13 protein-coding genes and 1 tRNA gene are annotated in these 22,134 nt (G+C 52.5%); 5 read left to right on the forward strand and 9 right to left on the reverse strand.

Translation table 11 applies throughout. The features are described 5' to 3' along the window. The first annotated feature begins 61 nt into the window (after nt 1–61). The 5 genes from ACZ5AC_RS02225 to ACZ5AC_RS02245 all read left to right on the forward strand — a co-directional run bounded on the left by ACZ5AC_RS02225 (nt 62) and on the right by ACZ5AC_RS02245 (nt 3,989). On the forward strand, nt 62–1,486 hold the full coding sequence (locus ACZ5AC_RS02225; protein ID WP_464249338.1) for a carbon starvation CstA family protein: 1,425 nt from the start codon (nt 62–64) through the stop codon (nt 1,484–1,486). Nucleotides 1,487–1,571: 85 nt separating this feature from the next. After that, nucleotides 1,572–1,997 (forward strand): hypothetical protein, encoded by a 426-nt coding sequence (locus ACZ5AC_RS02230; RefSeq protein WP_464249339.1) that lies wholly within the window; start codon nt 1,572–1,574, stop codon nt 1,995–1,997. A gap of 105 nt (nt 1,998–2,102) precedes the next feature. Then, nucleotides 2,103–3,437, forward strand: coding sequence for an outer membrane homotrimeric porin (locus ACZ5AC_RS02235; RefSeq protein ID WP_464249340.1), 1,335 nt, complete (start codon nt 2,103–2,105; stop codon nt 3,435–3,437). Nucleotides 3,438–3,602: 165 nt separating this feature from the next. Then, a tRNA-Thr gene (locus ACZ5AC_RS02240) sits at nt 3,603–3,678 on the forward strand. Nucleotides 3,679–3,785: 107 nt separating this feature from the next. After that, nucleotides 3,786–3,989, forward strand: a complete 204-nt coding sequence (locus tag ACZ5AC_RS02245; RefSeq protein WP_464249341.1) for a tyrosine-type recombinase/integrase — start codon at nt 3,786–3,788, stop codon at nt 3,987–3,989. 66 nt (nt 3,990–4,055) lie between these two features. Here ACZ5AC_RS02245 and ACZ5AC_RS02250 read toward each other — a convergent pair whose 3' ends face one another. From ACZ5AC_RS02250 to ACZ5AC_RS02290, 9 genes are all read right to left on the reverse strand, one after another. Beyond that, complete coding sequence (locus ACZ5AC_RS02250; protein WP_464249342.1) at nt 4,056–5,525, reverse strand: ADP-ribosylglycohydrolase family protein; 1,470 nt, start codon at nt 5,523–5,525, stop codon at nt 4,056–4,058. Nucleotides 5,526–5,712: 187 nt separating this feature from the next. Beyond that, on the reverse strand, nt 5,713–6,564 hold the full coding sequence (locus ACZ5AC_RS02255; protein ID WP_464249343.1) for a radical SAM protein: 852 nt from the start codon (nt 6,562–6,564) through the stop codon (nt 5,713–5,715). Continuing rightward, nucleotides 6,561–7,409, reverse strand: coding sequence for a hypothetical protein (locus ACZ5AC_RS02260; protein WP_464249344.1), 849 nt, complete (start codon nt 7,407–7,409; stop codon nt 6,561–6,563). The genes ACZ5AC_RS02255 and ACZ5AC_RS02260 overlap by 4 nt, the downstream gene beginning before the upstream one ends. A gap of 119 nt (nt 7,410–7,528) precedes the next feature. Next, nucleotides 7,529–8,020 (reverse strand): hypothetical protein, encoded by a 492-nt coding sequence (locus tag ACZ5AC_RS02265; RefSeq protein WP_464249345.1) that lies wholly within the window; start codon nt 8,018–8,020, stop codon nt 7,529–7,531. Then, the gene (locus ACZ5AC_RS02270) at nt 8,004–8,849 is read right to left on the reverse strand and encodes a radical SAM protein (protein ID WP_464249346.1); all 846 of its coding nucleotides are present in this window, start codon (nt 8,847–8,849) and stop codon (nt 8,004–8,006) included. The genes ACZ5AC_RS02265 and ACZ5AC_RS02270 overlap by 17 nt, the downstream gene beginning before the upstream one ends. 37 nt (nt 8,850–8,886) lie before the next feature. Then, on the reverse strand, nt 8,887–9,240 hold the full coding sequence (locus tag ACZ5AC_RS02275; protein ID WP_464249347.1) for a hypothetical protein: 354 nt from the start codon (nt 9,238–9,240) through the stop codon (nt 8,887–8,889). 15 nt (nt 9,241–9,255) lie between these two features. After that, nucleotides 9,256–13,362 (reverse strand): Eco57I restriction-modification methylase domain-containing protein, encoded by a 4,107-nt coding sequence (locus ACZ5AC_RS02280; protein WP_464249348.1) that lies wholly within the window; start codon nt 13,360–13,362, stop codon nt 9,256–9,258. 9 nt (nt 13,363–13,371) lie between these two features. Further along, a complete protein-coding gene (locus tag ACZ5AC_RS02285) occupies nt 13,372–16,233 on the reverse strand; it encodes a helicase-related protein (protein ID WP_464249349.1) in 2,862 nt (953 codons plus the stop codon). Then, on the reverse strand, nt 16,230–21,440 hold the full coding sequence (locus ACZ5AC_RS02290) for a DEAD/DEAH box helicase (RefSeq protein WP_464249350.1): 5,211 nt from the start codon (nt 21,438–21,440) through the stop codon (nt 16,230–16,232). The genes ACZ5AC_RS02285 and ACZ5AC_RS02290 overlap by 4 nt, the downstream gene beginning before the upstream one ends. Nucleotides 21,441–22,134: the final 694 nt, after the last annotated feature.

Below are 22,134 nucleotides of genomic sequence, written 5' to 3' on the forward strand. Positions count from 1 at the left end.
GGGTGGAGATCGGCGTTGAACGGGCGGGTTTAGTTTCAATCAAACCAGGAAGGATGGCATCATGATACTCTTCTTCGCCAGCGTGGGGTTCTTGCTGCTCGGCTATTTCGTCTACGGCGCGATCGTCGATCGGGCCTTCGGTGTCGATCCGTCCAGACCGACGCCGGCCGTGACCATGGAGGACGGCGTGGACTACATGGTCATGCCGACCTGGAAGATCTTCCTCATCCAGCTTCTGAACATCGCCGGGCTGGGGCCAATCTACGGGCCCATCCTCGGCGCCCTTTACGGTCCCGTCGCCCTGATCTGGATCGTCTTCGGCTGCATCTTCGGCGGGGCGGTGCACGACTACTTCTCCGGCATGCTGTCCGTGCGCTACGAGGGCCGCGGCGTGCCGGACATCGTCGGCCAGAACCTCGGCAACGCCTTCAAGCAGTTCATGCGCGTGTTCTCCATCGTCCTCCTGATCCTCGTCGGGGTCGTCTTCTTCCTCGGGCCCGCCGAACTGCTGCAGAGCCTGACCGGCATCGACCGCAATGTGCTCATCGGGGCGATCATCGCCTACTATTTCCTGGCCACGATCCTGCCAATCGACAAGATCATCGGCCGCATCTACCCGATTTTCGGGGCGGTTCTCGTCTTCATGGCCCTGGGGACGATCACCATGCTCATCGTCAAAGGTTACGAGTTCTTCCCGCAGAAGACCTTCGAGAACATCAACCCCGAGGGCCTGCCCCTGTGGCCGCTGATGTTCATCACCATCGCCTGCGGCGCGGTCAGCGGGTTCCATGCCACCCAATCCCCGATGATGGCCCGTTGCCTGCCCAACGAGAAATACGGGCGCAGCGTGTTTTACGGGTCGATGATCGCCGAGGGCGTCATCGCCCTTATCTGGGCCACCCTGGCCATCTCCTTCTTCCATACGCCCGAGGCGCTGAACGGCGTCCTGGCGAAAGGCGGGCCCGGACTGGTGGTCAACGAGGTGTCCATCGCCCTGCTGGGTCAGGTCGGCGGGATATTCGCCATCATCGGCGTGGTCGTGCTGCCCATCACCTCCGGGGACACGGCCTTCCGCAGCGCCCGCCTCATCGTCGCCGACATGCTCGATTTCTCCCAGAAGGAGCAGGGGAAGCGGCTTGTCATCGCCGTGCCCCTTTTCGCCATCGGATTTCTCATCTCCCTGTCCGATTTCGGGCTGATCTGGCGCTATTTCGGCTGGGCCAACCAGACCCTGGCCGCCGTAGTGCTCTGGACCGCCGCCATGTACCTGGCCAGGGTCGGGAAAACGCACTGGATCGCCACGGTCCCGGCGGTGTTCATGACGGCGGTGGTGGTCAGCTTCATCGTCAACTCGCCCATCGGCTTCAACCTTTCGATCAACGTCGCGACCATCATCGGCATAGCCGTGACGATCGTGTGCACGGTCGCCTTCTTCGTGAAAGTGCGGCGGCTTTCCGTGCGGACGTCGGAGGTTGCGAGGCCTTGACGGCCGGTACCGGAAGTTCCACGACGGGTGGCAAGGGCCCCGCGCAGATGGGGCTCCCGAACACGCAAACATAAGGACGTCGATCATGAAACGATTGAGTTTACTCGTGGCCTTGCTGGGTGTAGTGTGCATGAGCCCCGCCCTGTCACATGCCTTCGACTATACCGGCCAGTGGCGCGGGACGATCACGCAGTCCGTCAACGAGTGCAAGAATCTGGGCAAGGGCGTGCCCGGGGACTACATGCTGACATTCATTCAGAAGGGAGATGAGTTCGTGGGCATGGAAAACAGCGTCAAACGCCCGTACAAGGGGGCCGTCAACCCCAGTCGCCCGCAATTCGTCCATCTGGTCGGCTCGTACGTCGCCACCGGCGGGTATGTGACGGAAACCGTGGACCTGGAATTTCTGACGGAGACGACGGGCACCGGGAAATCGGTCTGGAGATGGTCCAACGATTTCTTCTCCTGCGGCGGGAATTTCACGTTCACCCTGGAGAAGGTTCAGCCCTGAGCGTAGCGTGCCGCAGTCGGATACCCGGATCGAGATTTCGATATGTGATGGCGGAAATGAGATTCCTGCCGTGCCGTTACATTCATTTCATCCAAGGAGATTAAGATGAGACCGCGTACCATTGCAGTCCTGACGACCCTCATTCTCTGCGGCATTGTTACCGGCGCATTTTCCGCGCAGCTATCAGTCAGGGGGAATCTCGATATCTACGGGATTTGGAGCGCCAATCTGTTTGATCTCGACTCGGACGTCGGGGACGGGGACAATTACTCGACCAGCCAGCGCTTGCGCACCTACTTTGATTTCGTCGCCAACGAGAACCTCAAGGCGGTTCTAGGCCTGGAAATGGACCAGCTCTGGGGCAAGGGCGACTCTGGAGACTGGGGTACGGACGGTAACACCGACGACCCGATCGAACTGAAGCACGCCTACCTGAACTTCACCTTCCCGGACACCACCGTCAGTGTCCAGGCCGGGTTGCAGTACGTGGCGCTGCCGAGCGTCTTCGGCAATCCGGTGTTCGACGACGATGCGGCAGCTCTGGTCGTCAGCCTGCCCATATACGAGGCAATAGGCGTGACCGTGGGGTATACGCGCGGTTCAGACACCTCCACCAATTTCGATGAATCCCCAGTCAGCGATGACGGCGTCAGCGACGACCTCGACATGGCCTTCATCGCAGTGCCCATGTCCTTCGACGCGGCGAGAATCTCCCCCTATTTCGGATACGTGTGGCTCGGGTCCGATTACGATTTTACGGATCAGCAGGGGCTGGAGACTGCGCTCGACCTGAGCCTGGCTGAAGACGACATCTCGATCTGGTTTCTGGGCGCCAATGCAAAGCTGAACATGTTCGACCCGCTGCTCCTTGCCGCCGACGTGATATACGGGGCCCTCGACTCGGATGATCTGGATTCTTCCGGCTGGTACGCAGCGCTGTCCGCCTCCTACAAGTTTGAGCCGCTGGTGGCCACGCTGTTCGGCACCTACGCCACCGGACTCGACGACGACGAGAACGACCAGACCCTGCTGCCCGTCCTGGCCGAAGACTGGAAGGTCAGCCCCAACTTCGGCGGGGTGCGCGCGTTTTCGACAACCTACGACACGTTCTTCACCAAGGCCGTCGGAGTCGGCAGCGACGGCACCGGCCTTATGACCGTCGGTCTCATTCTGGACAAGATCACGTTCATGGAAGACCTGTCGCACAAAGTGATCGTGGTCTATGCTCAGGGAACAGGCGACGAAGGAACGAGCTATTTCACGGAAGAGGATTCCGGCTGGGATTTCTATCTCGTCAATCAATACACGATTTACGAGAATCTGGCGGCAATAAGCGAGCTGGGATACTTTACCGGATCGAGCGAGAAGTACGACGACGAAGAGGGGCACGATCTGGATGCGTCATATTTTGGTACGATCGGCTTCTCGTATAAATTCTGAAAGCGATCAATTTTGATCGGATTCATCTCTTGAGATCGGGCTAATCGGCTTGCCCAAGGTCCTGGCAGCTGTTTAATTGACGCGAGCTGCCTGTTACCCTTGTCCAGCTTTGAAAAATTCTTGACGACGCTTCGAGTCTTGAATAGTGCGGGTTTCTCACGGTTTGCCAGGATAGCTCAGTCGGTAGAGCAACTGATTCGTAATCAGTAGGTCGAGAGTTCAATTCTCTTTCCTGGCTCCAGTAAAAATAAGGACTTAGATGCAAAATCTAGGTCCTTTTTTATTTCTTTGAGAATTTTTTTGGTATCCTCTCCCACTTCTCTCCCACTTTTTGGGCAGCAAGCCTCTATGACCTACCGCCATACCTTCGGCAGCACGCCTGCCCATCAGGGAGTTTCGCTTCTTACCATCAAGGAACTCTTGGGGCACAAGACGATCGGGATGACCATGCGATATTCGCATCTGATGCCCGATCACAAGCGTGAGGCCGTTCGTCATCTGCGCGGTAGAAAGACAGCAAAAGTGATCCCGCTTCGAAAGATAGCGGAGTGATCCAAAAATCGTTTGTTGAATCGTTATCGACGATTACCCGCTCTTGGAACCGCCTGTGTTTGGCGGTTAGGTCTGTCCGAAATTTCTGACAAGCTGTTGCGCCAGTTCCAATGCATCCACCGGCCAGAAAACTTTGGGGCGAGGGTGAGCAACTCCGGCACGTTGTTCAGGTTTGCAATCAATCACTTTTTCCTTCCATTGCGCGGGCACTGCTCCAAGGCCATGTACGGCCCCAAGAAGAGCTCCGCAAATGGCAGCATTGGTGTCGGTGTCTCCACCACGCATGACCGTATCGACCACGCCTTCTTCAAGGTTTGGGGCATGGAGAAGCTGCCAGATGGCGTTCTGGAAGGCGATGAGTACCCACCCTTGCTGGCGTCCGTAGTTTTTGGGTGGAGTCGTGGCTGCATCCGCGAGAGCGCCTTTCAAGGCGGGGTGAACGTCCATTTCCTCAGACCAGAGCAGCATCCCAGCATAGAGACTCTGCGAGGAGCATCCGCTCCGGATGACTCGGGACAAGGCCATGGCGAAAAGCGCATTGGCCTCGCAGCAGATCGGGTGCGGATGGGTTATGGATGCGTCTTTTTTTGCCCAGTCGCCAACGTCCCACAGGTTGTGATGCGTTCCAAAAATTCCCAGCGGGCTGACGCGCATGAGTGCTCCGTTGGCTTGGCTCTCCAAATTGGGCTGATCTCTCAGACCAGCAGCAATGGTTGCTCCGCAATCGAACGGGTGTGAGTCGTACCAGAATCGGTAGGCATTTCGAACGCTATATCTGTCGAACCGGCTATGCTCCACTAACGACCGGGCGAGCATGAGGGCCAGTTCCGAATCGTCTGTGGGTTGACCAGCCAGGGTGTTCCACGTGCCTCCGTTGGCCAATTTGCGTATCCCGGAGGGATAAAGGCTGCGTATCTCTTCCGCAGATTTGAATTCCACCAAGCTTCCCAGAGAATCTCCTGCGAGCTGCCCCATGAGGCAGCCTTGGGCGCGGGAGAGGATGCCGTCTTGTTCAGCATCTGGAATATCTTTATTCCAAGTCAGTATGTAGTTCCGCTGTTCCTCAGTTTCCGGGGATTGGCGGTACCGTGATTTGGGGCACCATCGCCACAGGCTGGACAGTTTCTCCAAAGCAGCGCTTCCGGCAAAGCCATGCCTGGCGAGCCAGCACCCGACAATCGTTCCTGTTCTGCCGATGCCGCCCCAGCAATGGATGTAGACGCCCAAGCCATGGGCCAAGGCGGAATCAATGGCATCAAGGACCGCAATAGTTGTTTCCCGCTTGTCGGGAACACTTACGTCCAGGATCGGGAACGTCAGGTATTCGGCCTGCGGGCAAATCACTTGCAGCATATCTCGGTACGGGGACAGACCATCGGCAGGCGTGGTCAGGTCGATGAAAACCCGGATGCCGGAGTCCAGCAGGGACTGTAATTTGGTGATGGACGATTCGTGGTCGAGATTCCGCGGGTATTCACCAGCGAGGAGTTTGCCGGGGATAATCCAATAGGAGTTGTCGATTGGTGGCTGAGTCATGAGGTCCTCTGTGATGGGCGGCGAGTTTTTATTGGCAATCAAAAGTTGTTAGATATAAAACTTGGCTGATTTTGGGCAGGAGGGGCGATTCTAAGGTCGAATAGAGGACCTTTTTCGAGAGAAAAAATCAAAAAATTATGATGTTATTGGTCTCAGAGCCCCAAGCATAAATGGCCTTCTTTACGCTTCATTGACTCCCGTACCTTTCAATAGCAGCCGGGCGATCCTCAATGCAAGTTGTACGAATTCGATCCATGACATGGTCGTCGAAGATGCTGCCAACATGCACAAACGTGTTCTCAGGGTGCGCGGCATGAACGAACACCTTTGCATCGTGGTGGATGATGGGATAGGTGTTTCGTCTTGATTCAGCCGAATTCACCTCAAGTGCGATATCGTCGAACAGAATCGCCTCGCGTAAGCGATCCGCAGCTTCCAAGAAAGCGGACTCGGTTAGGGCGTGTCTACGCTCTACTCGGGATGCGGGTCCTACCGGCCAGTACTGATAGATGCTCCACCTCGAGGGCTTCAATGAGCAGACGACATTGGCCAATGCAGGAAGATTGTTGATGTTGAATTGAGAAACGATAGTGTTCAACTTCAAATGGCTGCGGAAGTCGCTAAGCCAAGCTAGCTTCTGCATGGTTCTGGCGTAGTGTCCGGGCGACTGGCGCATTTCTTCGTGGATCGCAGCAGAAGAGCCATCGAGAGGAAGTCCAAGCAAATCAACAGTGCTTTTCAGAAGAGCCAGGGTTTCGTCTGTCTCGCTGAGTCCAAGACCATGTGTGTCAACATGAACAAAGAGACCGAGCTTTTTGGCCAATTCTAGGGTGTTGGCAATGAACTGATACTGAAAAGGATCGCCGCCACCAAAGGTTAGACGAGTAAATCCAAGTTCAGCAATCCTTTCGACCACCTTGGCAACAACAGACTCTTGCACGGATGAATCTCCGAATGGTACGTAGCACCATTCGCATTTCATTGCACAGCGATGCGCGAAGTTCAGGATCGCACGGCTTGGTCGAGCACTGTTTGTCATCTGATTTTCACATGCGGAAGTCCTTCTGGAAGCTCAGCGTGCATCGCCTGCGTCCAATCAGAGAAGGATACGCTCGTTCGCCAAAGCGTATCGAAGTGGCTCTTAAACAGTCGGTAAAGGCCCACTCCTTCGCTTGGATTTGAGTGCTCAATTCGCATGGCAAAGCTTCTATTTTCAATCCGGTCACCTACGGCACCCACGTGATAAGGGTCGAAGAAGAGACATCGATCTGTAGCAAATACCGTAGCATGCATTCCATATTTTACAAATCTGATCTCAAGTCCAGGATATGAGTTGTGAAGTTTAACAAGGTTTGCGATGTTGACCTTTGAATCCAATCTTTCGCCCCCGACATTGATCTGGTTCCGGAAGCCCTTTTCTGCGGAAAATGGATCAAGCAGAACAACGCGGAACTCCACGCCGGTCTTCAACCGCTCTTCGACGAACTGCCAGTGACGATAGACTCCTGGATCAAGATATGAGGCCCCGGAGTTAGCGCACAGCCACATAGTTTGTGCGTCCATGATCTCATTCTGTGTTCGTTCATTTCGCAGATTCTGTTCCTTAGCACATTGCATGTTGAAGTACTCTCGTACGCCGTACTTTTCTGCCGCTGAAGCGAGTCGATAAGCAAAGTCCTCGCGAACTAAGAGTTTCTTAGCCGCAGGCAATGCTTCCACTACCTTCAAGGTAATGAAAAATAATGCTGCTACGGCTGATACCACTGCGAAGCTGCTCCAGTCGTTTGTCTCGCTGAGATAAGCGGACGCGATCGCGGTGATAAAAAGAATTACTTCTCCTATAACAAAGGACCAGTGGAGCTTTAAGTGGTTTGAATGAGCCATTTGATCGCTTATCCATTTCAGTTCAGTTTTGTGGTTCGGTAAAGGCTAACAATATGTTGATAGATGGGGGGCCTCGAAGACATTAGCCTTCGTCTGGGCGTCGCGTTAAGTAGCTACTTTTATGCGAACCACACGAAAGCTAAGCCAACAAGTGTAATTACGATAATGAAACCAAATTGAATTTGTGAATGAGACAGCCTTTTTTCTCCACCAGCAAATTTTCCATATTGGTAATCAGAGCTGTTTTTTTGAAAGATAAATTTTTCATTTTGATCATAAAGATCCCACTCTTTTTCAATAGCCACTACTACTTGTCTTGCTTCTTTTGACCTTTTATAATGATTGTATTGGTTCAATAACGTCAACATTCCTAATATCCCTATGGCCATCATCATAAATAATTTTATGTATAGGCCTACATCCTGATCAACGCCTAGATGCACGTTCTCGCCGTCAGCAACTTTTAGAAATTTTAACGGTATAATTGCGAAGACTATAAGTGTAGTCAGGTATCGAATCGAATTTATAGTTTCATTCCAATGATGTCGTATGTTGTTCCATTGTGTATTGTATATTTCTTTTTCAATATTAAATTTATTTTCGTTGTTCATTGCTATTTATAACCTCTAATTTGCTATTTGAATTTAGAAAGTAGTATGGGAAAGATTTAGTCTGAATTTTGGATATTCTAGATTTTGCGCATTTTGCTTGAATTTCATTAAATTCAACTTCTTTCAATTCGTCAGTTAAGCGTCCCTTATTTTTGATGGGGATGATTTTGTGTAGTCTTATGGGGTAATTTTTTAATATATCAATAAGTTTTGGGATTGAGTGGATGTTTTGCTTGGATGCAATAGTGTAAACATGGACTATTGCGTTGTTAGAAATTGCGGATTTTAATGATTTCAAGGCGCGTTCATACGCGCCGACTTGGCGCACATATTCATCGTGAACGATTGATGGTCCGTGTAATGAAATTGCAAATATCAAATTGCTATACTTTAGCGAGAGTGTTTGGATATGATTCATTGAATAGCCGTTTGTAGATAGTATTGTCGGGCAACATTTTGTAGATATTGAGATGAATTCTTCAAAATCAGGATGGAGTAAGGGTTCTCCACCTGTTATGCAAATTCGTTTTATTTTTCCGTGTAATTTTTGTAATATTTTATAGTATTTTTTTAATTTAAGAAATATTTTCTTTGAATTACCGGCATCTGCTATACATACGGGGCATGAAAAATTACAATGATTTGTTATCTCAACGCATAATTCAATTGGCGATTCTTTTAAAGTGTTGAGTATTTCCGAATCATTATTTGTGTCGTTTAATATATATCGACGATATTCAAACAATTTTAGACATGTATCTTTTTCCTCATAAGTATTGTTTGGGCCAATATATAAAAAGCAATCTTTCTCAATGTCATATTTGAACATTTGAATTTTCTATTTGAGAAGTTTTGAATTATATGTTCTATTTAACCTGAAGGCGGCCTTGCTTGAATCCAAATGTCTTATCGATTCCTTTTTCTGCACGATATTTGTTCCAGAATGTTTGGATTTTGGATAAATGTCGAAGATCTTTTCTGGAGTTGATTGTCTTGCTGGAGACTATTGCGCTGATCTCATCTTTTGTTTTCATGTTGAATGATGAGCTATTTGGATCTCTGAAGAAGTTTCGCATTTCAAAATTGATATAGTCTGTTCCTGTCATTGATCTATTGTAGGATAGGATAATGCGAACGCCCTCGGCGCCATTATCAAGTCCAGGATACTTCTTCGCAATAGTTGAATAAAAATCATCAATAATTGCTTGGTCCAAGTGCATAATTCCTCCTTGTGACTATGCTTGCTCTGGCGATTTCTCCGGATGACAACACCGACGATCCGCCGGGGGCGGGTCGAGGCGGGTTTGGTAGGGTTGGCCGGTGGTGATGGCGTGCTGCATTGCGTCGTAGATTTCGAGAATGGTGCGCTTGGTGCGGTATTCTCCGTATTTGGCCTCGTCCTTGCGCTTTACGATGGGGAAGGTGTCCATGATGTAGTCAACAGCGTGGCGTGGGGTTGGGAAGGCGGCGCACAGGGTCGCGAGTTCAGCCTCGGTCTCTTTTTCGTCCTTTTTCCAGGTACCATCGGCATTGGCTGGTAGGTAGAGGTGGAAGAAGGCAGCATCCAATTCGCAACGCAGCAGGAAACGTCTGGCCTCGTCCCAGCGGAAAGGCGGGCCGTCAAAGCCGCAATCTTGAGCAAAGGGTTTTAGATCCCAAGCGGTATATGTGAGTTCTAGGGCTCTAGATTCTATCCAACTGCTCAGCAGTCCACGGCCCCCTGACCACGGACAGGCAGCATTGTAACTACTGGATGGAAATACTGGCAACTGGTTAACAATGAAAAAATTCATATTTGCGCCAGCAAGCTTCTGACGAGTTGCATAATCAAAAGCTAATGAGTTAACTGAACTCAAAAACGCAGAAACATTTTTAGGTTTAGAAAAATAACAAATTGGCGATGAATTTCCTACGGCACATCTCGGAATAACTGAGTAAATAGAGTTCCTGCTGTTTGTCATGACGTTTGTCATTCCGCGAAACACAATAAACCAGAGATATTCGTTAGGACACGAACACGCACTGATGATAACGCTTTTTTCAACCCAAAAACGTGGGAGTGGTGCAAAGCTGGGATCGGAAAGTTGGTTTAGTGTGGCTGCCTTTGTAGGTGCTTTCATTTTGAAACGGTCTGATTCTGGAATGCCCTCAAAGGTGCTGGGGCGATGATTGAACTGATGGAATAGCTTTGCCTCATACAGAGGCAGATACTCCATCCCTCCCTTATGAAAGACGTTGCCACCTAATTCCCAGCCGTCGGCATTCAACTGTTCTAAGGTTCTGAACAGGTGAGAGTCGTTGGACATATCAAACATTCGGCTGAATTTTATTCCCCAAGGATTTTCCTCGGGCTGCCCATCACGAGCTTCGCGAATGAGCACGGGCACACGGCGGTAGAGGGCTTTGGTCAGTTCAGCATCGTGCTTTGAGCGAAAAATTGGGCACGTTCTGGTGTTGGGATTAAGTCGCGCAATATCTTGAGTCGTTAGAAAGAAACGACGTTCTGGGTTGTTTAGTTCGTCTACACTGTGAGCGAAAAAAACAAATTCGGCTCGATCAGCAGTCTGTTTTGTCCCACGACCACAAGTAAGTAGGCAAAATTTAATTACGGGAGCAATCCCAGTGAATATCAAAAGTTTGTTTTCAAAATCAAAGAGACTTACTAATGATTTGGTATCTACCAAATCTTGAAAAAAGAACTTCGTAGTGTCATCGGAGGCAATGCCACTGGGGAGAACGCAACCCATCCGTCCAGATTCATTGATGAGTGTGCGAGCAGCTTCGGCAAAGATTGTGTAGACATTAATATCGCCACGGCCACATAACGGATATCTTCCGCTTGAACGCATTAAATGGCTTTCGCCTTCAGCCTTGCGAGAATCATCCAAAAATGCCTGATAAAATTCCGGATCGTTAGTCTGAAGTTGCGCAATGAGCTTTTTGCGGGCTGCTGCGTTGGGCGCGTTGGCAATTTCCGGACTTCGCTCGGCAAACCATTCCTTTTCTTGTAGCTTGACCCGCTCCCACGGTGGGTTCCCTAGTATTACATCAAATCCGTCCCTTCCAAAGACCTCAGGAAAAGCCAAATGCCAGTGGAAAAATTTATATTGCCCGGTAAGTTTTTCCACTTCCAAGGCCATTTCAGAGTCCATAGGTTGTCCCATGGCGTAGTCGTTTAGCTCCCGCTGTGTAATGCCTACGGGTTCATCGGCCTTTAGCGCCGGATGTCCAGGTTTGGGAGGAAAATACTTGCGCATGACAAAGGCCGCGCACCAAGCATCAGCGAGGTTTTTCTTACGGAGAAATTCAGGAGTTCCCTCATGCTGGCGAAATGCGTGTTCCTTGGCGTGGATATCCCGCAGGCTATTGGAGGGGATGGATTCAAGTGCAGCGGCAGTTTGACGCAGTTTGGCCTGGATTTCGGCCTCTTGCTTGACCAAAAATGGGAGGGTCGATTTTTTTTGTGACGCTTTATTTCGTTTTTTTAAGGCTGAGCAGGCGGTTTTTTCATCGCCCTCAATGGGCTTAAACGCTTCGTCGGGCAAGCCGGCTGCGATGAGTTCGGGTGTGGCTCCGATGAGGCTGTTGCCGCAGCGGATGTGATGGTCTAGAAATGACAGCGGCTTGCCAGGTTCCAGGGCCTCCAGCCAGAGACTGACCTTGCACAATTCCACAGCCATGGGGTTCAAGTCCACGCCGTAGATACAGCGGCCAATGACATCGCGCAGGGCCGTGCGCATGGCATCCGGACCGGGTTCTTCATCGCCGGTGCGCACGCCTGCCAGACGTTTGGCCAGACGGTGAGCGGCGGCAATGAGAAAATGTCCGCTGCCGCTGGCTGGATCGCAGATTTTAAGATCAAGGATGGCCTGTTCCGGATCTCCGTGAGTCATGGCCTGCTGGATGACTGGTTCCAAGGCGGAATCAAGGAGGCAGTTGATGAGGGCGGTGGGCGTGTAATAGCTGCCTGTCGTTTTGCGCTCATTGCCCGAGGCGGTCTGGAGGATGAATGCTCCAGAGACCGTGTCCAGGTCAGGATGGAGTTCCAGCAAGGACTCGTAAATTGAACCAAGTTCGCGGGCTCCGACATTTTTGAAATCAACGGGGCGACGCAGGCTCTCTGCTTCCATGAAGGATAGGGCACGTACGGCACGAAGCAGGTGCTCGTTGGACAGACGGGCCGGGGCCAAATCCGGCAGTGCTTCGTCAGACCACAAAAAACTGCCTAGTGGCGAAAGGCCCAATTCCGGACAGCCATCTTCACTACCCAATTGGCGCATGATGAGCTTCAAGCATTCATAGAGGTCGTGATGCTTTGTGCCAGCGAGTTTGGTGGCGAGGCGACGCAGGCGGGCCGTGGAATGCCAAACGGTGTAACGCTGGCGGGCATCCTCGGGTGTGCCAGTCGCATGCAGAAGGCCACGGTCCTCGGCGGCAAAAAGAAAAAGGAGGCGATAGACCAGACGCAGGAGCTGGCGGAAATAATCCTGTCTGGGCAGTGCGCCGGAACGCAGCCGGTCCTTCAGATCTGGATTGTGGTGTTCCAGAAAGCCCTGTCCCAGAATTTCGATGGTTTTGCGCACACTGTCGCGCAACGTATCCAAGGCGCGTACGCCTTGCTCCTGAGCGGATCTGGCCCAGATCTCCAGCCAGCAGGTGGCGGTATCATCGCTTTCCACGCGTGACTGATGGCAAAGGAGCCACAGCAAGGCAAAATCTGAAAAAACTTCACCTTCAAACATGGATTCAAGGTCAAATTCAATAAAAGCCTGGCGGCTCAAAGACTGGTTGTCCCGCAGGATGCGCAGTCGCAGGCCATTGGAACAGAATCCCCAAAGATGGCCCTCGGAGCGGTTCAGGAAATCCTGGACCATGGAATGTGGGCTGGATTGAGCCGCACCACGCACACCTTTGGCCTTGCGGTCCAGTTCCACTTGGCAGCCAACGAGATGGATGGGCGAATGGTGCCAGAAATGAGAGATGCTGAAGATCTTATCCCCAACAGTGCGGTCCTCGACTTTTGAGGAAAACAGACGGCCATACCCAAGTTCCGCGAAGAGTGGCAGAAGCAGGGTTTCTCGGGTTTGGCTGGTGCCCGTGTCAGCTTCCGTCAGGGATTCACGCTGGAGGCGAAATTTTTCCCATAAAGCTCGAACCCTGCTCCATGCGCGGTTGATGGATTCATTGAGTTTTTCGCCTTTGGGCAAGTGGTAGTCTTCAGGCGTGGTGCCGGGAATACGACCATCGCCAGCCAGAATTTTGGCCAGGATGTCGGCAGGGAGAAGTCCCCCTTCAGTGCGTACTGTGGAGAGGGAGGAATCCAGACTTGAGGTGTGCTTCATGTCGTTAACCTAATGTTCGAAAATGGGGAGATACACATACACTCCAAGAATATCAGGTTCACCTTGAGGTGTGACCTGATAGCGGATCCCTCGCGCCTTGGCTGCGGTGCGCACTCGTCGATGAGCATCCAGCAAGGCAGATGCCCTGTCAGTCATTACCGTGCGAATGTGTGGCAGGAGATGATCAGCTCCTGCTGTGACCTTGGCCACAAATCCCGCAGCCTGGTCGGGCAGGATGTTTTGGTCTGGCTCGGCAGTCAGCAGGGTTTGAGCGGCATCATCTTCCAGCCAGATCGCTCTTTCCGGGGCTCCAGTGTAGGCCAAAAGCGCACATTCTTCTGTCAGGCAGGTGTGTTCGATGCCCTGTCCCTGAGTTTGAAGCTGAAAGCGAAAGCGACATAAAAGGAGTGTAGTTCGGATGGGCACGTTTCTGGTACGCATGGCTCCGGCTCGGCGGGCCACTGATTTTTCGAGGGGATCAAGGGCCGTGCTCATGACATGAGTGGCCAGAGCTTCCACAAAGGGGTGCGTACGAGCCAGGTAGGTTTGCCCTTCGCCTGTTGGCAGGGCAAAGACAGCCTGGAGGTTATCTGGCAGGTCTAGGCGGTTTTTGGTGCGTGTTTCCACCCCGGAGAAAGAATAATCATGGGCCACGCGGTCGTTGAAGACAGATTTGCGCACATGCACGGCGCCCAAGAGCTTGAGGGCTTCGGTGGTGAATTGCTCCACGCTGGCGCAGTCACCGGCAGCAGCATTGGCAGCCTCCAGTTCACGAGCCACATCATCGACCTTGATAGACTGTTGGGCAAAGAGAGTGCGGGAGCGTTTTTCTTCGCGCCTGGCCACATTATCCCATTCCTGGGCTAGTCGATCCGCCTCGGGTTTGATGAATTTCTCAAACCCCGGAAGGATAAGTTGCTGCTGGGCTGGCCCTTGCTCCCTGCCTCGAAGCAAAAGGCCTTCGAGAATGGCATGCATGACCTTGTCACTGTCCTCGGGGATGGGCACTGACACGCCCAGAGCCTTGCGAATGGCTTCGTGCTTACGCAGGAGGACATCAAGCACAATGCCGTCAATTTGGTTGTCCAGGCCGTAATAGGTGATGACCCGGATGGTAGGGCATGGCTGACCGAAACGGTCCACCCGACCTTCGCGTTGTTCATGACGGGTGGGGTTCCAGGACAGGTCGTAATGGACCACGGCGTTGAAGCGATCCTGTAGGTTGATGCCTTCGCTCAGGCAGTCAGTGCAGACCAAAAGTCGTTTGGGATGTTTGCCCAATTCCTGAACTCGAAATTCACGTTCACTGGGAGGCAGCATGCCGGTTACGGCCATGACTTCAACGCCCCGCAAAGCCGTGCGCAAATGTTCAGCCAGATATTCGGCAGTGTGGATGAATCGGCAAAAAATGATGGGTGCGTATCCTTCGCTCAAAAGTTTTTTGGCCAAGCTGATCATGCCCTGGAGTTTGCTGTCTTCAGCTCCAAAGAGGGCTTCCGCGCTTTTGGCCAAATCCCGTAAACGTCGTCTGAAACGGTCCTGCTCGGATGAATCCGTTTCCATGTCGGCGGTATCAGCGCCGGGAATAGTATCCAGGGCATCCATTCCTTCCATATCTGTCAGGTCAAACACGGATTGGCGGCCCAGTTCGTCGACCAGGGGCAGGTCATCAGGATTGTCCAGGCCTGTGGCACGACTACGCAAGGTGGCAGCGGCTGCGGCAGGACTGGAAGCCACGGCGCGAAGCAAAGCCAGAGCGGACCACCAATGGATGCGCTGCTGGAATGTGCTTTTGCCCTGGCTGCGGTCAATGCTCTCCCGAGCCAGGGCAATTATGCGCCCGAACAGGGACTTGGCATCAGGGGTTAACTTCCAGGTGATCTCCTGCGTTTCGCGTTCAGGAAAAGGGGTTTGGGTATCCATGTAGGCCCGGATGTCTCCGCGCCTGCGTTGCACGAAATGTTCTGCCAGGGCCTTGCGGTGTTCTTCATTTTCTTTGCCTGAAAAATCTTCGGGCAGATTGGCAAAGGACGGACGCAGGAAACAAAGCAGGGAGCGGAACACATCATCTTTGCCACTATGAGGAGTGGCGGACACGAAAAGCATGTGCCGGTCTGGATTGCTCGCCAAATCATTGATTAGGTCGAACCGTTGTTTGGTGGCCCTGCCTCCGGAGGATGAAGCGCAGGAATGGGCCTCATCCACAATGACCATTTCCGGGCAGGTGCGCAGGAATTCAGCCCGACGGCGGTCTGACTTGATATAGTCCAGGGAGACAATGGTGAACGGATACACGTCGAAAAGTGAAGTACCTACGCCAAGCCCCCGTTCCAGTTTGCGCACGGTAGAGGGCAGTACGAGTTCGGCCTGGATATGAAATTTGTCGGCGAGTTCACTTTGCCACTGTTCGGCGAGTTGTGGCGGACAGAGGACTGCAAGGCGTTTCACTTCGCCTCGGTCTAAAAGCTCTCGGGCAATGAGAGCTGCTTCCACAGTTTTTCCGATACCTACGTCATCGGCAATGAGCAGGCGCACGGGATTTTGTTTCATGGCCATGAGCAGCGGTACGAGCTGATAAGGTCTTGGTTCAACGGCGATATGTCCAAATGATCGGAAAGGACCGCTGGTGGCTCGAAAACCAAGTCGCACGGCATCGCGAAGCAGGCCGCAGGTTCGGGCATCACCCAGATCTGTGGGTTCTGGTAATTCAAAGGTGGCGGGCCGAATTTCTTCCAGGCTAGGAAGGATGCCAACAGTTTCTTCTTCACAGCCTCCCAGAGGGCGTAGCATCAGGCACTGAGGATCGGATTGAGGCAACACCACCCATTCCCGACCTCGGGCATGGACCAGGGAACCAACGGCAAAATTCATTTCTTTCTCCCAAAAACATGTGGGTATTTATCCAGAATGGGACTCCACTGTTCTCCGGCTGCAAAGCGGATGACGGTCAGCCCCAAGTCTTCCATGTCATTTTGTTGAGCCTGGTCTCGGGCCTGGCGCTCTGGATATTCATGATGTGGACCATCAATATATACGGCGACCTGTTCTTTGGCATAGAAGAAGTCCGGACGGGTTTTGCATTCCGGGATGGGATACTGGGCATGACTCGGCAATGCGTGTCCCCGGACTTCAAGCTGATCAAGCCATTTTTGTTCCAGCTTCGAGTCGCAGCGTTTCTTGAGCCCGTCTAGATGGGCGGTGCGGGTTTGGGCCGAAGGGGCTGAAGAAACCTCCGCTGTGCTCAGGCTCAAGAGATATTCCTTGATGGAATGGCGGTTCAATTTTTCATGCACGCGCTGGTTGCCGTAGCTCATCAGGCAGTCATAGCAGGCGACAACGCAGTCTTCGCTGGCGTGTTCGGCTTTACCCAAATCCAGCCCTGTTTCTGGATTGAAATGACACAGGCGTAATGCTTCTCTGGCCACTGCGCCCATGGCCTTGGGATCATCCACCAGACGCCGCAACACCCCAGCTCCGCCTTCAGCGGATTCATAGATGAGGATGGAAAGAGGTTCGCCTCCAGCGGGCAAGGTTTCGGCGGACAGTTCAAATTCTTCCAACTGATATTCGCGCTGAATGGCCTGTTTGAGGGCGGCCTGAAGAGAAGTGATGGCCTCGGTACTTAAGTAGATATCCGGCACAAAGAGGAGGCAATTCTTACGATCCTCAACATACGGTATGACTCTCTGGGTTCGCCCGGTTCCGGCTTCGGTCAGTTCGGCGTCCGCTGACCCACTTCCTTCTTTGGTCCATGTCCCTCGGTCTAAATCCAATAAAAATCCCGGAGCAGAACGTTCCCCTTTGTTGGCCCATCCCATGTTGATGCGCCACAACGTTGCGCCGTGACCATATTTGAGTGTGGCGCGGCGCTGGCCATCCTGTCCGATGATTTCGGACAGGCGGTAGGCAGATGAACCGCCGTGCTGGGCAAAGCGAAATCCCGTGCGCAGGGTGTAGCCATACTTGGTGCGTTCTTCCTCGTCAGAATTGATGCGGTCCCGGCGACGGGTGGAGACATTGCGCATCCTGAAAAGGTTATCCAAGGCATGAGGTAGACGTTCACCGCACATTTCACAGTTATCCACGCCGTCACCGAGGGCGATGGGGTGGACATAGCCGCAAGCCATGCACTGTTTGACTTTACCCGAACCCAGTTCTTCGTCTTCCTGAACGTCGATCATGACTCGGCTGATCACGTAGCGGGAACCTTCATGGTATATGAAACTCCCAGGACCGAATTCGGAAATTGCAAGGAACCTTGGGCGGGCGATGTATTCGTCTCGACCACGCACGCCTCGCCTGCCTGGAATGAAGGCGGACAAAGGCAGGCGGGGGAAGTTGTAGCCGGGCAAAAAGCCTTCGCTGGCAAAATATCGGTAAGAATAGAAGTCGGACTGGAATGTGGATCCACTTTGGAGGAGTAGCTCGATCTGGGCCTCGGCTTCAGCTCGGAGTCTGCGTGCCTGATCGCGGTCTTTTTGGGATCTGCTGGCGTCGCTGATAATAAGGTTCTGTGCGTCGCGCTGTTCCACTGCTGCACGGTACAAACTGCGCCATCGTTCACATGAGTCCTCGAATTTACGTTCAATTTTACTCATAGCTTCGGGCAGCCACGTCGGCGCGTACCATCCGCAACCCTGAAGTTCGTTGGCCAATCCATCCAGAATTTCCTTGGCACGGATCATGGCTCGATCCTTGGACGGGACATCGGCCAGATGCGCTACGACTCCCTCCAATAGGGATAAAGCGGGCTTGTCTCCGGTGACATCCAAAAGATCTCGCAGAGATTTTTTCAGATCCAATCCTGATTCGGAAAGCCATATAGCGTGGACATGGGCGCGAATGAGGTCTTCATTAGCTAGGTCAAGCCGGGGAGTGGAAACGGCACCAGCCACCATCAAGCCAGGGTGGCGGAAAAAGTGCTGGTCGTGGGAACTGCCCTGGGCGCAATAGGTAATGATGAGAGCGGGCTGTCCGGATCGGCCAGCACGGCCACTACGTTGCGCATAATTGGCTGGAGTGGGCGGCACGTTGCGCATACTCACGGCATTGAGCTGAGCAATGTCTACACCAAGTTCCATGGTCGGGGAGCAATACAAAATGGGAAGATTGGCGTCTCGGAAATCCTGCTCTCGTTTTTCGCGCTCTTCACTGGAGACCTGGGCGGTATGCTCTTTGGCCTCCAGATTGGTGCCGTCTTTGGCTGCGGCGCGGTAGAGGTCCACAAAAAAAGGATTGGTGCGCCCGCCCTGCTCGTTTGCGTGCTGCATGCGCAGAGGATCGTACTGAGAAGCCAAGCCGTTGCCTGCTTTCCACACCATGACCGAAGCCGGAATCTGGAAGCCTTGCCCATTGTTGGAATCGGCCAGCACGGGCTCGACCAGTCCGCCTTTGGCCAAGGCTTCAAACAGAGTTGCGATGAGCACGCCGGTATCTTCCATCCGGATGGGATCAGGCCATTCTGGAAAGGCCTTGCGAAGCCAGCCGCCTAGGGTGCCCCGAGGTGAGAGGAAGACGTCGCCGCCGTATTCTTTGTGCCCTTTTTGTTTGGCCCTGGGGAATACAATGGCTGCATGGTGCAGCTTTTCATCCTCGTCGATTTTCCACGGGCTGATCAAATTCTGGCTGCTTTGCTGCCGGATACTCTCCTGAAATTCGGGCTTGAGATAGTCGACCTTGAGGGCCAAACGACGGCGCATGAAGTCCAGGAGCAGGCGGGAGACCTCCTCACGTTTTTCAGGGCTTGCCCCGGCCAGGACTGGATTGCCTTGCCATAAGGATTCGTCGGCGCAGATCTGGTCCAGATCAAGATAATCGATGTGCAGAAGACCACACTGCTCCAGATTGGGGGCAACAATACGCCAGCCTCTGCGCAGGTCGCTGTAGATGCGGTAGCCCAGAACATTCCAAAAGGCTTTGCGGACATTTGTGGCCTTTCCGTACTGGGCACCTGGGTCCACTGAGTAGCGATCTGGCGGGAAGATGCTCTTGTCAAAACCAAGTCCCAGAGCATCAAAAACTTTTTGTGGTAGGACATCGTGCTCCAGACCCGATGATCCGGATTGTTCGAGGGCATTGAAAAGGGCGGATCGAACTAAACCTATTTCAATAAAATCGTTGAAATGTCCGGCCTGAAGTGATGCGTCCTGACGATTATCCGTGAAGCACAGAAGTTTGCGGGCAATGGGGCTTAATTCTGTTTCCTGGCGAAGATGGCGCACTGTGGACATGGACAGGACCGTAGTGGCCGTGCTGCGACCTTCGGTGCCTAGGGTTGCAAGCTTGGTAAAATCGGAGATGCGGGGGGTATAGGATACTCGGCAGCGGTGGCAAAAGGTGAAGGGTGTGGCTACAAACCACGCCGGAGTTGCCTCTGGTGATGCCGCCGTCGAAAAGGTGCCGTCCTTTGAAACATACACCTTTTCCGGGAGGTATTTATCCTTGCTTTTTAAAGGATAGAGTTTGCCATCCTTTTCCTCGGTCCAGTCATCGGGCAGGCGTTCGGCTTGAAGCTGGGGGTCTGAAGGCCAAAGGTTTAATTCACTGATGTACAGATATCCGGCATAACCGTCCGCCAGAATAGCCTGCGAGGGATTTCTGGCGGAGAATTTTGTTTCCTGAGTTGATGGATCGACAATTCTCCAGACGCTGTAATACTCTTGTCCGCATTCTCGGCAAAATTGCAGGGGGAAAAGGACCGTGCGTTCTTCCTTATCCGGTGCGTACTGCTGGCCATGCAAAGTGATCGTTCGGGTGTTTTCCGGCTCAGGCGTGGCATAGACGGTGTCTCCCTTGCTTAAAAATTGATGCAATTTAAAGGCAAAAGGGGGTTTCCCAGTGTCAGGATTTTTAAGTTTATAGCCAGCCAACAGCGCGTCCTGGATGGGCTGGATGCAGGCCTGCACATCAAGACCGGTCGCTTCGGCCAAAAGTTGGGCAGCACCATGTTGGCCGCTTAGCGACCGAGGCTTGCATCGAATCAAAAGCCCTTCTTTTTCCTCTAGTCCCAGGCTGTATTCGATCCAGACGGAAAGAGGGTCCTGGATGAAAGTGGCGTAGTCAGTTGGCGGATTGTTGGCGTATTGGAGGGCGCGATCTCTTAGGGTTGAAATGAATCGTGGCGAGCCAAAATCCTCACATTCTGTTTCTTTGCGCAAGGTTTCAACGATAACGCGGTGGGGCATAACCTCCGCCCCAAAAAGCTTAGATGCGACAAGGGCGACTTCCCGCTGCTGTTCGGCAAATGTGCCTGGTCCTGCCAATGTGGCGGATGTACCGATACATTGGAGTTGGCTAATGGCTCCAGAAGGAGTGATGGTGTTGCGCAGTCGGCGGATGAGCATGCCTACGTCGGCCCCTTGACGCCCTCGGTAGGTATGTAATTCGTCAAAAACCAGGAACTGGAGGCCAAGGGCCGCTTCCACGAGTTTCTTCTCGAATGGGCGGGTCAGAATGAGTTCCAACATGACATAGTTGGTCAGTAGGATGTCTGGCGGGTTATCCAGAATTTCCTGCCGGGCAAGCTCCCCTTCCTGGCCTGTGTAACGTCGAAAAGTGACAGGAGGTTTGTCCCCGTAACCGTGGCATAGAAATTTTTTGAGTTCCAATTCTTGGGAATTGGCCAAGGCGTTCATGGGATAGACGATTATGGCTTTAATGCCATGACCGGACCCGTGACGCAGGACATAGTCCACGATGGGCACGATGTATGACAGGCTTTTACCGGAACCCGTTCCCGTGGTCAGGACATAGTTGTCGCCGGTGCGAGCGGCCTCGATAGCGTCGACTTGATGCTGATAGAGGCGCATCGGTCTGCCAGTGCCATCCTGTTCGGATTTATCTCCACGAAAGATTTTGGAGCATTCTGGAGCCAGGATGCCTTGGGTGATGAGGTCGTCGATCCATCCGCCCCAGGCAAAGGCAGGGTTGAGTTGAAGAAGGGGATCGGGCCAGAGAAGGCCAACGTTGAGTTCATGGTCGACAATCTGACGTATGCGATCATCGGAAATTTGAATGAAGCTCCCAATATAGTGGGAATAATCCTTGATGATGCTGTCGCGGAGTCGAAAAACATCCATCCCTGTCCCCCTCGTGAGTGTGTCGAGTAAAGGAAATATGAGCGCGAAGATCCGTGGAAGTGATTACGACCACCAAACTGATAAGCCTGATAGATAACTCTTTGTCAACATTAGGTATGTATGACAAAGCTCGGCTCCTGTGGACGATGAGGGAATATTAATGTCTGTCCAAGTATTATTTCGGTGATTGTCCCATGCAGTGGGGACAATCACCGAAAAAGTTTGAAGCAGGGCTTTATTTGCTGAGTACATGTAAAAATTTGGGCTCTTACCAAGTCACATCTTCAGGAACCCTCAAGCTTTATTGACCGCCTTAACCCAGGCTTTTGCTTCTGCAAGAGGGAATGGGCATTCTGAAGGAACATGCTGGACGTGGCTCAAATGGGAGTAAGATTTTCTGTTTTCGTCCTAAAATACAGTATAATAAGAGCTTTTTTCGTTTCTGATTGTGGCCCAAATAATTCTTCGTAACCATGCCAGACTTGTCCGGTGACAATGACATAGCCCAAGTCTATTCGCGTGAGCGGTGTGGTCAATTTTCGTTCGCTAGCTCGCAGGCATAAGGCGAAGGGCTTTGCCTAGGGATGAAAAAAAGCAGGGGTAGCAATCACGGCAGTTCAAAAAAGGTGTCCGATTGAAAATAGAGGACGTGATCTATGGGTATAGAAAATCTCTTGAGCAGGGAGCGCCCTCA

Source organism: Desulfomicrobium aestuarii (assembly GCF_055385525.1).

Coding starts and splice junctions, on each gene's coding strand:
- ACZ5AC_RS02225 (WP_464249338.1), top strand. CDS start 62: ATGATACTCTTCTTCGCCAGCGTGGGGTTCTTGCTGCTCGGCTATTTC.
- ACZ5AC_RS02230 (WP_464249339.1), top strand. CDS start 1,572: ATGAAACGATTGAGTTTACTCGTGGCCTTGCTGGGTGTAGTGTGCATG.
- ACZ5AC_RS02235 (WP_464249340.1), top strand. CDS start 2,103: ATGAGACCGCGTACCATTGCAGTCCTGACGACCCTCATTCTCTGCGGC.
- ACZ5AC_RS02245 (WP_464249341.1), top strand. CDS start 3,786: ATGACCTACCGCCATACCTTCGGCAGCACGCCTGCCCATCAGGGAGTT.
- ACZ5AC_RS02250 (WP_464249342.1), bottom strand. CDS start 5,525: ATGACTCAGCCACCAATCGACAACTCCTATTGGATTATCCCCGGCAAA.
- ACZ5AC_RS02255 (WP_464249343.1), bottom strand. CDS start 6,564: ATGACAAACAGTGCTCGACCAAGCCGTGCGATCCTGAACTTCGCGCAT.
- ACZ5AC_RS02260 (WP_464249344.1), bottom strand. CDS start 7,409: ATGGCTCATTCAAACCACTTAAAGCTCCACTGGTCCTTTGTTATAGGA.
- ACZ5AC_RS02265 (WP_464249345.1), bottom strand. CDS start 8,020: ATGAACAACGAAAATAAATTTAATATTGAAAAAGAAATATACAATACA.
- ACZ5AC_RS02270 (WP_464249346.1), bottom strand. CDS start 8,849: ATGTTCAAATATGACATTGAGAAAGATTGCTTTTTATATATTGGCCCA.
- ACZ5AC_RS02275 (WP_464249347.1), bottom strand. CDS start 9,240: ATGCACTTGGACCAAGCAATTATTGATGATTTTTATTCAACTATTGCG.
- ACZ5AC_RS02280 (WP_464249348.1), bottom strand. CDS start 13,362: ATGAAGCACACCTCAAGTCTGGATTCCTCCCTCTCCACAGTACGCACT.
- ACZ5AC_RS02285 (WP_464249349.1), bottom strand. CDS start 16,233: ATGAATTTTGCCGTTGGTTCCCTGGTCCATGCCCGAGGTCGGGAATGG.
- ACZ5AC_RS02290 (WP_464249350.1), bottom strand. CDS start 21,440: ATGGATGTTTTTCGACTCCGCGACAGCATCATCAAGGATTATTCCCAC.